Origin of the sequence: Serratia sp. JKS296, assembly GCF_900215445.1 — a bacterium.
GTDB lineage: Bacteria > Pseudomonadota > Gammaproteobacteria > Enterobacterales > Enterobacteriaceae > Serratia > Serratia marcescens.
Genome location: NZ_OCMX01000001.1, coordinates 637,273 through 652,329 on the forward strand (window position 1 = coordinate 637,273; position 15,057 = coordinate 652,329).

General features: G+C 61.6%; 13 protein-coding genes. 9 read left to right on the top strand and 4 right to left on the bottom strand.

The features are described from left to right. Nucleotides 1-9: 9 nt before the first annotated feature. Complete coding sequence (gene dhaL / locus CRO23_RS03080) at nucleotides 10-642, top strand: dihydroxyacetone kinase subunit DhaL (RefSeq protein WP_016930145.1); 633 nt, start codon at nucleotides 10-12, stop codon at nucleotides 640-642. A gap of 11 nt (nucleotides 643-653) precedes the next feature. Next, a complete protein-coding gene (dhaM, locus tag CRO23_RS03085) occupies nucleotides 654-2,084 on the top strand; it encodes a dihydroxyacetone kinase phosphoryl donor subunit DhaM (protein ID WP_079450156.1) in 1,431 nt (476 codons plus the stop codon). Here dhaM and dhaR read toward each other — a convergent pair. Beyond that, a complete protein-coding gene (gene dhaR / locus CRO23_RS03090; RefSeq protein WP_097101373.1) occupies nucleotides 2,081-4,030 on the bottom strand; it encodes a dihydroxyacetone kinase operon transcriptional regulator DhaR in 1,950 nt (649 codons plus the stop codon). The genes dhaM and dhaR overlap by 4 nt on opposite strands. Before the next feature lie 151 nt (nucleotides 4,031-4,181). Then, nucleotides 4,182-5,681, bottom strand: a complete 1,500-nt coding sequence (gene hasF / locus CRO23_RS03095) for a multidrug efflux transporter outer membrane subunit HasF (protein ID WP_016930142.1) — start codon at nucleotides 5,679-5,681, stop codon at nucleotides 4,182-4,184. 347 nt (nucleotides 5,682-6,028) lie between these two features. Between hasF and nudF the strand changes: the two genes are divergently transcribed. The 6 genes from nudF to CRO23_RS03125 all read left to right on the top strand — a co-directional run bounded on the left by nudF (nucleotide 6,029) and on the right by CRO23_RS03125 (nucleotide 11,446). Beyond that, nucleotides 6,029-6,661, top strand: a complete 633-nt coding sequence (nudF, locus tag CRO23_RS03100; protein WP_016930141.1) for an ADP-ribose diphosphatase — start codon at nucleotides 6,029-6,031, stop codon at nucleotides 6,659-6,661. Further along, on the top strand, nucleotides 6,661-7,086 hold the full coding sequence (locus tag CRO23_RS03105; RefSeq protein WP_004937244.1) for a DUF1249 family protein: 426 nt from the start codon (nucleotides 6,661-6,663) through the stop codon (nucleotides 7,084-7,086). Before nudF ends, CRO23_RS03105 begins: the two co-directional genes overlap by 1 nt. Before the next feature lie 27 nt (nucleotides 7,087-7,113). Further along, nucleotides 7,114-7,941 (top strand): 3',5'-cyclic-AMP phosphodiesterase, encoded by an 828-nt coding sequence (cpdA, locus tag CRO23_RS03110; RefSeq protein WP_004937250.1) that lies wholly within the window; start codon nucleotides 7,114-7,116, stop codon nucleotides 7,939-7,941. Further along, the gene (gene yqiA / locus CRO23_RS03115; protein WP_097101375.1) at nucleotides 7,941-8,525 is read left to right on the top strand and encodes an esterase YqiA; all 585 of its coding nucleotides are present in this window, start codon (nucleotides 7,941-7,943) and stop codon (nucleotides 8,523-8,525) included. The genes cpdA and yqiA overlap by 1 nt, the downstream gene beginning before the upstream one ends. A gap of 46 nt (nucleotides 8,526-8,571) precedes the next feature. After that, the gene (parE, locus tag CRO23_RS03120; RefSeq protein ID WP_025304305.1) at nucleotides 8,572-10,467 is read left to right on the top strand and encodes a DNA topoisomerase IV subunit B; all 1,896 of its coding nucleotides are present in this window, start codon (nucleotides 8,572-8,574) and stop codon (nucleotides 10,465-10,467) included. Nucleotides 10,468-10,549: 82 nt separating this feature from the next. Beyond that, nucleotides 10,550-11,446 carry a LysR substrate-binding domain-containing protein gene (locus tag CRO23_RS03125; protein WP_016930138.1) on the top strand — a complete coding sequence of 299 codons (897 nt, stop codon included), beginning with the start codon at nucleotides 10,550-10,552 and terminating at the stop codon, nucleotides 11,444-11,446. An 8-nt stretch (nucleotides 11,447-11,454) separates the two neighbouring features. Here CRO23_RS03125 and CRO23_RS03130 read toward each other — a convergent pair whose 3' ends face one another. After that, a complete protein-coding gene (locus CRO23_RS03130) occupies nucleotides 11,455-11,763 on the bottom strand; it encodes a putative quinol monooxygenase (RefSeq protein ID WP_016930137.1) in 309 nt (102 codons plus the stop codon). A 33-nt stretch (nucleotides 11,764-11,796) separates the two neighbouring features. Beyond that, nucleotides 11,797-12,378, bottom strand: coding sequence for an NAD(P)H-dependent oxidoreductase (locus tag CRO23_RS03135; RefSeq protein ID WP_016930136.1), 582 nt, complete (start codon nucleotides 12,376-12,378; stop codon nucleotides 11,797-11,799). Nucleotides 12,379-12,703: 325 nt separating this feature from the next. Here CRO23_RS03135 and parC point away from each other — a divergent pair, with 325 nt between their 5' ends. After that, the gene (parC, locus tag CRO23_RS03140; protein WP_016930135.1) at nucleotides 12,704-14,977 is read left to right on the top strand and encodes a DNA topoisomerase IV subunit A; all 2,274 of its coding nucleotides are present in this window, start codon (nucleotides 12,704-12,706) and stop codon (nucleotides 14,975-14,977) included. Nucleotides 14,978-15,057: the final 80 nt, after the last annotated feature.

Genomic DNA, 15,057 nt, shown 5'->3' on the forward strand with positions numbered 1-15,057 from the left:
GGAGGAATCATGGCGTTGACCAAACAACAGGTTGTCGATTGGCTGATGCGTTGCGGCGAGGTGTTCAGCCGGGAGCGCGATTTTCTGACCCAGCTGGACACCGAGATCGGCGATGCCGACCACGGTTTGAACATGAATCGCGGTTTCAACAAGGTGGTGGAAAAGCTGCCGTCGGTGGCGGACAAGGATATCGGCTTTATCCTGAAAAACACCGGCATGACGCTGCTGTCGAGCGTGGGTGGCGCCAGCGGTCCGCTGTTCGGCACCTTCTTCATCCGCGCGGCGCAGGCGGCGAACGCCAAGCAGAGCCTGGATCTGGCGGAGCTGCATCAGGTGATGCAGGAAGGGGTGGAAGGCGTGGTGATGCGCGGCAAGGCGGAGCCGGGCGACAAGACCATGTGCGACGTCTGGTGGCCGGTGGTGGACAGTCTCGGCCAGTCCGCGCAGCAGAACCTGAGCGTGGCGGAGGCGCTGCAGCGCGCCGCCGACAGCGCCGAGCGGGCGGTGGAGAGCACCATCACCATGCAGGCGCGCAAAGGGCGGGCCAGTTACCTGGGCGAGCGCAGCATTGGCCACCAGGATCCCGGCGCCACTTCGGTGATGTTGATGATGAAAACGCTGGCCGAGGTCGCCGGCAGTTAGCAGGAGGCGAGATGATTAATATCGTGGTGGTTTCGCACAGCGCGTTGCTGGCGCGCGGCGTTGAGCAGTTGGCGCGGCAGATGATGCGCGGCGACGGCTGCAAACTGGCGCTGGCGGCGGGCGTGGATGACGAGCAGCACCCGATCGGCACCGACGCGGTCAAAGTGATGGAGGCGATCGAAGCGGTCGCCGACGGCGACGGCGTTCTGGTGCTGATGGATCTGGGCAGCGCGCTGCTCAGTGCCGAAACCGCACTCGATCTGCTGGATCCGGATCTGGCCGCCAAAGTGCGGCTGTGTTCGGCGCCGCTGGTTGAAGGCACGCTGGCGGCGGTGGTGGCCGCCAACTCCGGCGCCTCGCTGGAGCAGGTGGTGGCGGAGGCGCAGGGGGCGCTGCAGGCCAAACAGGCACAGCTGGGCGAGGCTTCACCGACGGCGAAAAGCGTGGCCTTGCCGCTGGCGCAGGGCAAAAGCGCAACCTGGACGGTGCAGAACCCGCACGGGCTGCATGCGCGCCCGGCGGCGCGACTGGTCGAGACGCTGGCGCCGTTCAAGGCCGAGCTGGTGCTGGAGAAGCAGGGGCAGTGCGTCGATCCGCGCAGCCTCAATCAGCTGGCGCTGCTGCAGGTGCGTCACGGCGACACCGTTCGCCTGATCGCCGACGGCGCGCAGGCGGACGAGGCGCTGGCGGCGTTCAAAGCGCTGGCGGAACAACATTTTGGCGAGACGGTCTCCGAGCGGCAGCAGCCCTCGCTGCACGGTATCCCGGTGGCGGAAAGCGTCACCAGCGGGCCGGTGTTTCAGGCCCACAGCTTCTGGCCGCCAACCGCCGATCGGCGTATCGGCGCGGACGAGGTGCTGGGCGAACAGCAACGCCTGCGGGAGGCGTTACAGCACACGCTGAGCGATCTGAACCGGCTGGCGGAACGCACCGGCACGCTGATCGGCAAGCCGCAGGCGGCGATCTTCGGCGCCCACAGCATGCTGCTGGACGATCCGGATCTGCAGCAGGCGGCTTACACCCGCATCGCGCAACAGCTGTGCAGCGCCGAGCAGGCCTGGCGGCAGGTGCTGGAGGCGATCGCCGAAGAGTACCGCGAGCTGGATGACGACTACATGCGGGCGCGCGAATTGGACGTGCGCGACATGCTGCGCCGCACGCTGTGCCATCTGCAGAGGCTGCCGCTGCCGGTTATTGCGCTCGCAGAACCGTCAATATTGGTGATGGACGAACTGATGCCTTCGGAGGTGGTGATGCTCGATCGCCGGCTGGTGCTCGGCATCTGTCTGAGCGGCGGCAATGCCCTGTCGCACAGCGCCATTCTGGCGAAGGCGATGGGCATTCCGATGGTGGTCGGCATGCAGGATTGCCTGAGCAAAACCCGCAGCGGACAGAAAGCGATGCTGGACGCCGCGCGCGGGGTATTGCAGCTCAGCCACTAAGCGCGCAGCTTGAACTGGCGGATGTCGATCCCGTGCTGTTTGATCTTCCGCCACAGCGTGGTGCGGCCGATGCCCAGCAGCTGCGCCATCTCCGTCACCTGGCCGCGGCTGACGGTCGCCGCGCGCAGGATCGCCTGGCGTTCCATGTCCGTCAGCGTCAACAGCGGCGCGCCGGGCGGCGGATCGCTTTCCAGCAGCGACGGCTGGCCGAGCAGGTGCGCCGGCAGATCCGCCAACTGGATGTGGTGGCCGTGGCAAATCATCGCCGCGCGCTCCACCACCCCTTTCAGTTCCAAATCGTTGCCCGGCCACAGATAAAGCGCCAACTGGGCCATCACCTCGTCATCCACCCGGAAGCGACACTGAAAATGCTGCTCCAGCGTGCGCAGATGGTGTTTGACCAGCAGCGGAATATCGCTCAGCCGCTGGCGCAGCGGCGGGATCTGGATCTCGAACGCCTGCAGGCTGTAAAACAGCTGGCGGCGGAAGCGGTTTTGCTGCACCAGCAGCGGCAGGTCGGCGGCGCTGCCGGCGATGACTCGGACATCGACCGGGATCACCCGGCTGGAATTGAGGCGGATCACCACGCCGGTTTTCAACACCTGCAGCAGCGCCGACTGCATCTCCGCCGGCAGGTATTCGATCTGTTCGAGATACAGCGTGCCGCCGTTGGCCAATTCGAATTTGCTGAGCTGGCCCGCCTCTTCTTCGCTGGCGTCGCTGCCCAACAGTTCACGCAGCCCCTGCGCCTGCGGCAGCAGCTGGCAGTTGAGGGCGATATACGGCCCGGCGGCGCGTTCGCCGGCGTTGTGGATAGCCTGGCTGAGCAGCTCTTTGCCAACCCCTTCCTCTCCGCGCAGCAGGATCGGATGCTGGCCCTTGGCCGCCTGCTGGCCGTAACGGATCAGCCGCCGCATTTCCAGCGAGGCGGAGGGCATTTGCTCGAAACTGTGGCTGACGCGCCCCAACTGGCTGCTGACGTACTGGCGCAGCCGCTCGAGCGGGTGCAGCAGGGCGATGAAACTGCAGCGATCGCCGTCGAAAATCGGCTTTAGCGTCAGCAAAGCGGCAATAAACTGCCGCTGGCTTTCGAAGGTGACTTCGACGTGTTGCAGCGGCTGCCGGTCGGCGATGGCGCGCTTGAGCAGGGCGGGCAGCGTCAACAGCTGCGCCAGCGGTTTGCCCTGGCTCTGCTGTTCGTCCAGCTTCAGCAGGCCGGCGGCGCGCTGGTTGATGTATTGCAGGTAGCCGCGGTGATCCCAGGCCATGACGCCGTCGTCCACGCCGTCCAGCAGGCCGTAAAGTTGATTCAGATGGCGGTTGGATTCCGCCAGCAGGCCGTCGGCGTTCAGCGAGTTGCCGATTTCGCGGGCGATGGCCAGCGTCAGCGACAGATCGCCGGCGGCACAGTCGGCCAGCAGGCAGCCCAGCGCGATCGAGCCGCGCTGGCGGCCGCTGTTGTCGTAGACCGGCGTCGCGCAGAATGACCAACCGTGCAGCGCCCGGCGCACGTGCTCTTCACCGCTCACTCGTACCGGGTGGCCTTCCGCCGCCGCCAGCGCCGGAGAATTGGTGCCGATCTGCCCCTCGGCCCAGTAGGCACCGGGGGCGAACCCCAATTGCTGCAAAAGCTCCCAGGTTTGGGCGTCGCCGCATCGCCACAGCATGCAGCCGCTCTCGTCGAAGATCATCAACAGACAGCGACGCGGCTCCATGTATTCGCAGGCGTCTTCCAGCGCCGCCTGGCCGAGCGTCAGCAGATCGTTCTTGCGGCGGCAAATCGATTCGAAGGTGGCGCCCTGAGCGCGGTGCGGTGCTTGCCAGACATCGGGTTGCATCAGGCTGCGGCAGCGCAGCCAGGAGGCGTACACCGCCGGCGTCGGGCGCAGCGGCGGCGGCAATTCGCCGTCGTTAATCAGACGCTGCCAGCGTGAATCGTTGTCCATCGAACCTCATCCAGACTGCGAAAACGAGAGTGACGATGATACCACCTGACGCGGCGGCGGCTGTGAGGCGGCGGGCAGAAGCGGGGAAAATCGGGACAAAAAAAACGGGGCGCGGCGCAGGCCGGACCCCGTGTTTGTCAGCGTGCGCGCATCAGTTGCGGAATGGGTTGCCGCTGTTGCGAGCCGGTTGGCTGGTGGTAACGGCCGGCGCAGATGCGCGAGTGGCCGCCGGTGCCGGCGCCGCAGTTTGTTGCATCGGCGCATTGTCCTGATAGCCGTCCGCATAGGCGTCCTGCGCGCGATTCTGCGGTGCGACGGCGTCAGGCGCGGTCGATACCGGTTTGCCCAACGCGCCGTTCAACAGCAGCAGATCGTTCTGGTTCAGCGTGCCGAGCGCCGACTTGATGTTCAGTTGGTTGATCAGATAGGTATAACGCGCGTCGGACAGCTGACGTTTGGCGTTATACAGCGTGGTGGTGGCGTCCAGCACGTCGACGATGGTGCGGGTACCGACCTGATAACCGGCTTCCATCGCGTCCAGGGAGCTTTGCGCGGAGATCACCGCCTGTTTGTAGGCGTTGATGCTGCTGATCGAAGCGTTAACGTTGTTGAACGACGAACGCACGGTCTGCACCACGCTGCGGTGTGAGCTTTCCAACTGCTCGCTGGCGCCGACGAAGCCGTACTGCGCTTGTTTCACCTGCGAATTGGTCGCGCCGCCGCTGTACAGCGGCAGGTTGAAGCTCAGACCCACTTTGTTTTCACCGAGGTCTGCGTCGCGCGTGGTGTTGCGTGAGCCGCCGTAATTGTTGTTGGAGATCGCCGTGGAGGCGCTGAAGTCCACTGTCGGCATATAGCCGGTCTGCGCGGCGCGGATCTGTTCGCGCGCCAGATCCTGGCTCAGGCGGGCGGACAGCAGGCTCAGGTTGCGCGCTTCCGCTTCTTTCAGCAGGTTGTTCACCGCTTCCGGGCGTTGGGTGCTGAAGCGATCGGTGTTCAGCGAGGCCAGCTCGGGGTAGAAGGTGCCGGTGACCTGACGCAGCGTTTCCAGCGCGTTGTCCAGATCGTTGCGGGCGGAGACTTCCGCCGCCAGCACGGTGTCGTAGTTCGAGCGGGCGTTCTGCACGTCGGTGATCGCCACCAGACCCACGTTGAAGCGCTGGGTGGTTTGATCCAGCGTGCGGTACACCGCGTCTTTCTGCGCCTGGGTATAGGACAGCGTATCGATCGCTTTCAGCACGTTGAAGTAAGCGGTCGCCGTGTTGAGAATAAGCTGTTGCTCAGCGGTCTGGAAGGTGACGTCGGAGATGCCGGCGGTCTTTTCCTGCAGCGTCAGTTGGCGCCATTTCGACATGTCGAAGATGGTTTGCGTCAGCGCCAGCGAGCCGCTTGTGCTATCGCTATGGGTGTCGCGGCTGTCTCGATACCCGCTGGTGTAGTTGTAACCGGCGGTCAGGCCGAGCTGCGGCAGCAACGGGCTGCGCGCTTCGTTGATCTTTTCGAATGCGGCGTCGCGGTCAGCTGCACTTTTGCGCAGATCCGGGTTACTTTCCCTGGCCTGTTTGTAGACCTGCAGCAGGTTCTCTGCCTGGCTCATTGCACTGAAGCCGCCCAGGCTCAGTCCGATAAGAAGGGGGAGCAGTTTCTTCATTTGCATTCCTTGTTGTGCAGCAATATTGCTATGTTAGCGCTGACGATAGACGAAATAGTTGCCGATTCTAGCAGAGTCTGAGGTACGCATCAGGTGGCTGAATGTGCCATCTCACGTAACTTTTACCTTTCAGACCGCCCATTTACCTTGGCGTACTGCCCGGGTCGACTGCAGCTGATATTATGGCTGACAATCCGGATTGTTTCCCGCTATTACCTGCGAGCGCACAAACGTGCCGCATCCGGCGGCGAAAAACAGCCTAACATAAAGCCGCGGCGGAGAGTCCCGCTGTTTCTGTCATCAAAACCGTTTATTTTATCGGCATACTCAAGCAGGAGAATTCGCGCATGAACCGTTCGCAGCCGTCGCCCGTTACTTTCGATAAAAAAGATGTAGAAATTATTGCACGCGAGACGCTGTACCGTGGTTTTTTTTCACTCAATTTATACCGGTTTCGCCACCGGTTGTTCAATGGTGAAATGAGCCCTGAAATCACGCGTGAAATTTTCGAACGCGGCCATGCGGCGGTGCTGCTGCCCTACGATCCGGTGCGCGACGAGGTTGTGCTGGTTGAACAACTGCGCATCGCCGCGGTCGATACCAGTAATTCGCCCTGGCTGCTGGAAATGGTGGCGGGTATGATCGAAACCGGTGAAAGCGTCGAGGACGTATGCCGCCGCGAAGCGCAGGAAGAGGCCGGCGTGGTGGTCGGGCGCTGCAAACCGGTGCTGAGCTACCTGGCCAGCCCCGGCGGCACCAGCGAACGTTTGTCGATCATGGTCGGCGAAGTGGACGCCGGCACCGCCGAGGGCATCCACGGCCTGGCGGAAGAACATGAAGACATCCGCGTCCATGTGGTCAGCCGCGAACAGGCTTACCGCTGGGTTGAGGAAGGCGCGATCGATAACGCCGCATCAGTGATTGCATTGCAATGGCTGGCGTTGCACCATGAATCGTTGAGAAAAGAGTGGGCCAACTAATGAAACAGCGCTATACCCCTGATTTCCCCGAAATGATGAGATTGTGCGAAACCAACTTCGCGCAATTGCGCCGCTTGCTGCCGCGCAACGACGAAGCGGGCGAAACGGTGACTTATCAGGTGAACGGCGCCGGCTATCGTTTGACCATCGTTGAGTCCACGCGTTACACGTCGCTGGTGGAGATCGAGCAGATCTTTCCGGCGGTCAGCTACTGGAGCCTGCCCGCGATGACGGTGCGGTTGTACCATGACGCCATGGTTGCGGAAGTGTGTTCCAGTCAGCAGATCTACCGCTTTAAAGCGCGTTATGATTATCCTAATAAAAAGTTGCATCAACGCGACGAAAAGCATCAAATTAACCAGTTTCTTGCTGATTGGCTGCGCTACTGTTTGGCGCATGGAGCGATGGCGGTTCCGGTTTGTTAGACAGACTGAAATAACAAAGGACACCATTTGGAAAGCCTGTTTAAACTGCCCGTGGCGAGTGGGGCCGCGGTCAGGATTCTACAAATAACAGATACCCACCTTTTTGCCGGCGAACACGAGACGTTGCTCGGCATCAATACCTATCGCAGCTATCACGCGGTGCTGGACGCCATCCAGGCGCAGCGCCGCGACGTCGATTTGATCGTCGCCACGGGAGATTTGGCGCAGGATCATTCGCAAGAGGCGTACCGCCACTTCGCCGCCGGCATCGCGCAACTGCCGGCCCCCTGCGTGTGGCTGCCGGGCAACCACGATTTTCAACCGGCGATGGTCGACGCGTTGGCCGCCGCGGGCATTGCGCCTTCCAAACAGGTGCTGTTGGGTGATAACTGGCAAGTGCTGATGCTGGACAGCCAGGTGTTCGGCGTGCCGCACGGCGAATTGAGCGAATACCAGCTGGAGTGGATGGAGCGTTGCCTGCAGGCTCACCCCGAGCGCTATACGCTGCTGCTGCTGCACCATCATCCGCTGCCTTCCGGTTGCACCTGGCTCGATCAGCACAGCCTGCGCAACCCGCATATGCTGGGCGCAATCCTGCTGCGTTATCCGAAAGTGAATACCGTGGTGTGCGGGCACATTCACCAGGATCTGGATTTGGAATGGCAGGGTCGGCGCCTGTTGGCGACGCCGTCTACCTGCGTGCAATTCAAGCCGCACTGCACGAACTTCACCATCGACGACGTTTCCCCCGGCTGGCGCTACCTCGATCTGCTGCCGGACGGTCGCGTCGAGACGCAGGTGTTCCGCCTGGAAAACGACGATTTCCGCCCCGATATGGACTCGGATGGATACTGATGCCTTCGACACTGCTCTACCTGCACGGTTTCAACAGCTCGCCGCAGTCGGCCAAGGCGGTGGCCTTCAAGGCCTGGCTGGCCGAACACCATCCCGATATCGAGATGCTGGTGCCGCAGCTGCCGGCCTTTCCGGCGGAGGCTGCCGAGATGCTGGAAAATCTGGTGCTGGAACGCGCCGGGCAAACGCTCGGGCTGGTCGGCTCGTCGCTGGGCGGCTATTACGCCACCTGGCTGTCGCAGTGTTTTTCCCTGCCGGCGGTGGTGGTCAACCCGGCGGTCAAGCCGTTTGAGCTGCTGGTCGACTATCTCGGCGCCAACGAGAACCCCTACACCGGCCAGCAATATGTGTTAGAGTCTCGGCACGTTTACGATCTGAAAGTGATGCAGATCGATCCTTTGGAGTCGCCGGATTTAATCTGGCTGCTGCAGCAAACGGGCGATGAAATTCTCGATTACGGCCAGGCAGTGGCGTATTACACCGCGTGTCGGCAAACGGTGGAGTCGGGTGGAAACCACGCCTTCGTCGGTTTCGATCACTACTTCCCCCAGATTGTGGATTTTTTAGGGCTAAACGCGGTCTGACGGACCGTTCCGGCACCTCCCTTTAACCACGAAAAAATAATCAACGATGACTCAATCCAGCTATAACGCTGATGCCATTGAAGTACTCAGCGGTCTAGAACCAGTGCGCCGTCGTCCCGGCATGTATACCGACACGACGCGCCCAAACCACCTCGGCCAAGAGGTGATCGATAACAGCGTCGACGAAGCGTTGGCCGGTCACGCCAAGCGCATCGACGTGATCCTGCACGCCGATCAGTCGCTGGAAGTGATCGACGACGGCCGCGGCATGCCGGTGGACATCCACCCGGAAGAGGGCGTGCCGGCGGTTGAGTTGATCCTGTGCCGGCTGCACGCCGGCGGTAAATTCTCGAATAAAAACTACCAGTTCTCCGGCGGCCTGCACGGCGTTGGCATCTCGGTGGTCAACGCCCTGTCGAAGCGGGTGGAAGTCAACGTGCGCCGCGACGGCAACGTCTACGGCATCGCCTTCGAAAACGGCGACAAAGTGCAGGATCTGACGGTGACCGGTACCTGCGGCAAACGCAACACCGGCACCAGCGTGCACTTCTGGCCCGACGAACAGTTCTTCGACAGCCCGCGTTTCTCGGTATCGCGCCTGACTCACCTGCTGAAAGCCAAAGCGGTGCTGTGCCCCGGCGTCGAGATCTATTTCATCGACAAGGTGAACAACACCGAGCAGCGCTGGTGCTACCAGGACGGCCTGACCGACTACCTGATGGAAGCGGTTAACGGCCTGATAACCCTGCCGGAAGCGCCGTTCGTCGGCAATTTCGCCGGTGACACCGAAGCGGTGGACTGGGCGCTGCTGTGGCTGCCGGAAGGCGGCGAGCTGCTGACCGAAAGCTACGTCAACCTGATCCCGACCATGCAGGGCGGCACTCACGTCAACGGCCTGCGTCAGGGGCTGCTGGACGCGATGCGCGAGTTCTGCGAATTCCGCAATATTCTGCCGCGCGGCGTGAAGCTGTCGGCGGAGGATATCTGGGATCGTTGCGCCTACGTGCTGTCGGTGAAGATGCAGGATCCGCAGTTTGCCGGGCAGACCAAAGAGCGTCTCTCCTCGCGTCAGTGCGCGGCCTTCGTTTCCGGCGTGGTGAAAGACGCCTTCAGCCTGTGGCTGAACCAGAACGTTCAGGCGGCGGAACAGCTGGCCGAGCTGGCGATCTCCAGCGCCCAGCGCCGCCTGCGCGCGGCCAAGAAAGTGGTGCGCAAGAAGCTCACCAGCGGGCCGGCGCTGCCGGGCAAGCTGGCGGACTGCACCTCGCAGGATCTGGCCATGACCGAACTGTTCCTGGTGGAAGGGGACTCGGCGGGCGGATCGGCCAAGCAGGCGCGCGATCGCGAGTATCAGGCGATCATGCCGCTGAAGGGCAAGATCCTGAATACCTGGGAAGTGTCCTCGGACGAAGTGCTGGCCTCGCAGGAAGTGCACGACATTTCCGTGGCGATCGGCATCGATCCGGACAGCGAAGATCTCAGCCAATTGCGCTACGGCAAAATCTGCATCCTGGCGGATGCGGATTCCGATGGCTTGCATATCGCCACGCTGCTGTGCGCGCTGTTCGTGCGCCACTTCCGTTCGCTGGTGAAAGGCGGCCACGTCTATGTCGCCATGCCGCCGCTGTATCGCATCGATCTCGGTAAAGAAGTGTTCTACGCGCTGGATGAAGAAGAGAAAGCCGGCGTGCTGGAACAGCTGAAGCGCAAGAAGGGCAAGCCGAACGTGCAGCGCTTTAAAGGGCTGGGCGAGATGAACCCGCTGCAGCTGCGCGAAACCACCCTCGATCCGAACACCCGCCGTCTGGTGCAACTGACGGTGGCGGAGGATGACGTCGATCAGACGCTGGCGGTGATGGACATGCTGTTGGCCAAGAAGCGTTCGGAAGATCGCCGCAACTGGTTGCAAGACAAGGGCGACATGGCCGAATTGGCGGTCTGAGCCTGACCCTGGCCCGGTGAAACGCCGGGCCGGCTTTCCCGCAGGGCGTTCATGCGGCGCCCGATAACCTGGGCCGGAATGCATGAAGATCACGCTCGAAGAATTGCTGGCGTTCACCTCGGTGGTCGACAGCGGTTCCATCACCGCCGCCGCCGATCAGCTCGGCCAGACAACATCCGGCATCAGCCGCGCGCTCAGCCGCCTGGAGAATAAGCTCGATACCACCCTGATGCGCCGCACGACGCGTCGTTTGGAGCTGACCGAAGAGGGGCTGAGCTTCCTGAACCATGCGCGAACGATCATCAGCTCGGTGGAAAATGCCGAAGAGCAAATGGCGGTGCGCCGGCAAATGCCCGCCGGGCGGCTGCGGATCAATGCGGCCGCACCTTTTATGGAGCACGTCATCGTGCCGCTGGTGGCGGGGTTCAGAGAACGTTATCCGCAAATTTCGCTCGAGCTGAACACCGACAACCTGATTATCGATCTGCTGGAAAAACGCACGGATATCGCCATTCGCATCGGTGCGTTGCGTGATTCGACCATTCATGCGCGCGCGCTGGGAGCCAGCCGGCTGCGCATCCTCGCCAGCCCGGTTTATCTGCAGCAGCACGGCACGCCGCAGAGCGTGGAGGAGTTGCATCGGCATTGTCTGCTCGGTTTTACCCAGCCGGAGTCGCTTAACCAGTGGCCGTTGCGCTATCGCCAGGCGCCGCATTTCACCATCACGCCGACGATCTCTGCGTCCAGCGGGGAAACGTTGCGGCAATTGGCGCTGCGGGGAGAGGGGATCGTACAGCTGGCAGACTTTATGACCCGCCGCGATCGGGAAGCCGGCAAGTTGGTGACGTTGCTGGAGCAGGAGACGCTGGACGTGCGCCAGCCGATCAATGCGGTGTATTACCGCAATACGCAATTGGCGGCGCGCATCACCTGTTTTCTTGACTACGTCAGCGCGCACATCGACGCGCAGACGTTATAAGGCGGAGCTTACAGGGCGTTTTCCAGGATGTAGATCTCGGTGTCCAGCACGCTGTCCTTGATGGTCTCGCGGTGTTTGAGCATGTGCTCAATGGCCAGGTGTTTTTCCAGATGCGCCATGCTTTCCCATTTCTCCAGCATGAATACCGAATCCGGCGACCGTTTCTGCCAGGGTGCCTGGGTATTGCTGTCGACCATCGGCGTATATTCGCCGCAGCCGTCTTCCGCCAGCACCAGCGGCACCAGTTTTTCAATGGCTTGCAGTACGGTGGTGCGGTGGCCGGGTTTCACTTTGATTTCTGCGATTACGGTGATCATGTCTGCCTCGTTGATGAGAATGTTCTGCGTCAGTTAAGCAAAAATTTTCGCCAAATGCTCGCGATAACGTGCGATGTCCGCTTCGATATCCGGTTGTTTTATCACGTTATTGCAGATAAAGGTCGGCAGCGCTTCCATTCCCAGGAACTGGTTGGCCTTGTGGAAGTGCAGGTAAACGCCGTCGACGCCGATACCGTGGAAGAACTGATCGGGATCGGTGAAGGCCTCCATCGGGGCGTTCCAGGTCAGGCTCAGCAGGTATTTTTTGCCCTGGATCAGGCCGCCGGAGCCATATTTTTTGCTTTCGTCAGAACGAGAGCGACCGTCGTTGGCATACAGGCTGCCGTGACCTGCGGTGAACACTTCATCGATGTATTTTTTCAGGATCCAAGGTTCGCCCATCCACCAGCCCGGCATCTGATAGATGACCGCGTCGGCCCACAGGTATTTCTGTACTTCGGCTTCGATGTCATAGCCGTCGTCGACCACGGTGACCTGCACATCGTGCTGCAGATCGCGCAGGAAGCCTTCCGCCACGTCGCTCAGGGTTTGGTTGAGTTCGCCGTTGGAATGGCCGAATTGTTTTTTAGCGTTGATAATCAGGATATTGCTCATCTTTCGCGGCTCCCGTCAGAGTTAAGATATGGCATGCTTCCCGCTGAAAAGGCGGAAACCATCTCGCTGGTGACGAGTGTAATCGTGAGTCAGGCAAGTAAAAATGCGATCCAGCGCACAACAGTGTTGACTGCCAGTCAATAAAGAGGCCGCCAGGTAGCGAAATTTTGCATAAACCGCATCGCGCAACCGGCCGCCGGCGGCGATCCTTGCGCCAACTGTGACAGCTACCCCGCAGATGGGTTACTATCGCGGGCAGAATCGACAAGCGATGCCTTTTGTCGTCCAAGGGATTGCCAAGCCACGGTCTGAGGATAATTGAGTAATGAGTGATCTGACTCATGACGGTGTAGAGCGTTTACCGCTGCACACATTCACTGAAAACGCCTATCTGAACTATTCCATGTACGTCATCATGGATCGGGCGTTGCCGTACATTGGCGACGGTTTGAAGCCGGTACAACGCCGCATCATCTACGCCATGTCTGAACTGGGGCTGACCAACAGCGCCAAATTCAAGAAATCCGCCCGCACCGTGGGCGACGTGCTGGGTAAATACCACCCGCACGGCGACAGCGCGTGTTATGAAGCCATGGTGCTGATGGCGCAGCCGTTCTCGTATCGCTATCCGCTGGTGGACGGCCAGGGGAACTGGGGCGCGCCGGACGATCCCAAGTCGTTCGCGGCGATGCGTTATACCGAATCGCGCCTGTCCAAATACGCCGAGGTCTTGCTGGCCGAACTGGGCCAGGGCACGGTCGACTGGATCCCGAACTTTGACGGCACGCTGCAAGAGCCGAAGATGCTGCCGGCGCGTCTGCCGAACATCCTGTTGAACGGCACCACCGGCATCGCGGTCGGCATGGCGACCGACATTCCGCCTCACAACGTGCGCGAAGTCGCCGCTGCGGCGGTGGCGCTGCTCGACAAGCCGGGCGCCTCGCTCGATGACCTGCTCGAGTTTGTGCAGGGGCCGGACTTCCCGACCGAAGCCGAGATCATTACCCCGCGCGATGAAATTCGCAAAATTTACCAGAGCGGCCGCGGCTCGGTGCGCATGCGCGCCGTGTGGAAGAAAGAGGACGGCAGCGCGGTGATCACCGCCTTGCCGCATCAGGTCTCCGGCGCCAAGGTGCTGGAGCAGATCGCCAGCCAGATGCGCGCCAAGAAGCTGCCGATGGTCGAGGATCTGCGCGATGAATCCGATCATGAGAACCCGACGCGTCTGGTGATCGTGCCGCGTTCCAACCGCATCGATCTGGAGCAGGTGATGAATCACCTGTTCGCCACCACCGATCTGGAACGCAGCTACCGCATCAACATGAACATGATCGGTCTGGACAACCGCCCGCAGGTCAAAGGGCTGGTGGAGATCCTCACCGAATGGCTGGCCTACCGTCGCGATACGGTGCGCCGCCGCCTGAACTACCGCCTCGAGAAGGTGCTCAAGCGTTTGCATATCCTCGAAGGTTTACTGGTGGCGTTCCTCAATATCGACGAGGTGATCCACATCATCCGCAGCGAGGATGAGCCGAAGCCGGTGCTGATGCAGCGTTTCGGCATCTCCGATACCCAGGCGGAAGCGATCCTCGAGCTGAAACTGCGTCACCTGGCCAAGCTGGAAGAGGTCAAGATCCGCGGTGAGCAGGACGAGCTGGCGAAAGAGCGCGATCAACTGCAGGCGCTGCTGGCGTCCGAGCGCAAGTTGAATACGCTGATTAAGAAAGAGATCCAGGCCGACGCGCAAACCTACGGCGACGATCGCCGTTCGCCGCTGACCGAGCGTGCGGAAGCCAAGGCGATGAGCGAGCACGATTTCGTGCCGTCCGAGCCGGTGACCATCGTGTTGTCGGAAATGGGCTGGGTGCGCAGCGCCAAGGGCCACGACATCGATCCGGCAGGGTTGAGCTACAAGGCCGGCGACAGCTTCCGCGGCGCGGCGCGCGGCAAGAGCAACCAGCCGGTGGTGTTCATCGATTCTACCGGGCGCAGCTATGCGCTCGATCCGATGACGCTGCCTTCGGCGCGCGGGCAGGGCGAACCGTTGACCGGCAAGCTGACGCCGCCGCCGGGCGCCACCATTGAGCAGGTGCTGATGGCGGCCGACGATCAAAAACTGCTGATGGCGTCCGACGCCGGTTACGGTTTCGTTTGCACCTTTAACGATCTGGTGGCGCGCAACCGCGCCGGCAAGGTGATGATCACGTTGCCGGACAACGCCAGAGCGCTGCCGCCGATGGAAATTCACGGCGCAGACGATATGCTGCTGTCGATCACCGCCGCCGGGCGCATGTTGATGTTCCCGGTCGCCGATCTGCCGCAACTGTCGAAGGGCAAGGGCAACAAGATCGTCTCCATTCCGGCGGCGCAGGCCGCAGCCGGTGAAGACAAGCTGGCCTGGCTGTTCGTGCTGCCGCCGCAGGCGTCCGTCACGTTGTACGTCGGCAAACGCAAGCTGACGCTGCGTCCGGAGGATCTGCAGAAGTTCCGCGCGGAGCGCGGCCGCAAGGGCACCCAGCTGCCGCGTGGCCTGCAGCGCATCGATCGCGTCGAAGTGGATGCGCCGGTGCGGGCGTCGGGAGGCGACAGCGAAGAGTAAGCGTTGGCGCCGGCGTTAAAGGGCGGTCGCAGCATGCTGTGGCCGCCTTATTTATTTTTGCTGGCGTTTATTTTCCAAAT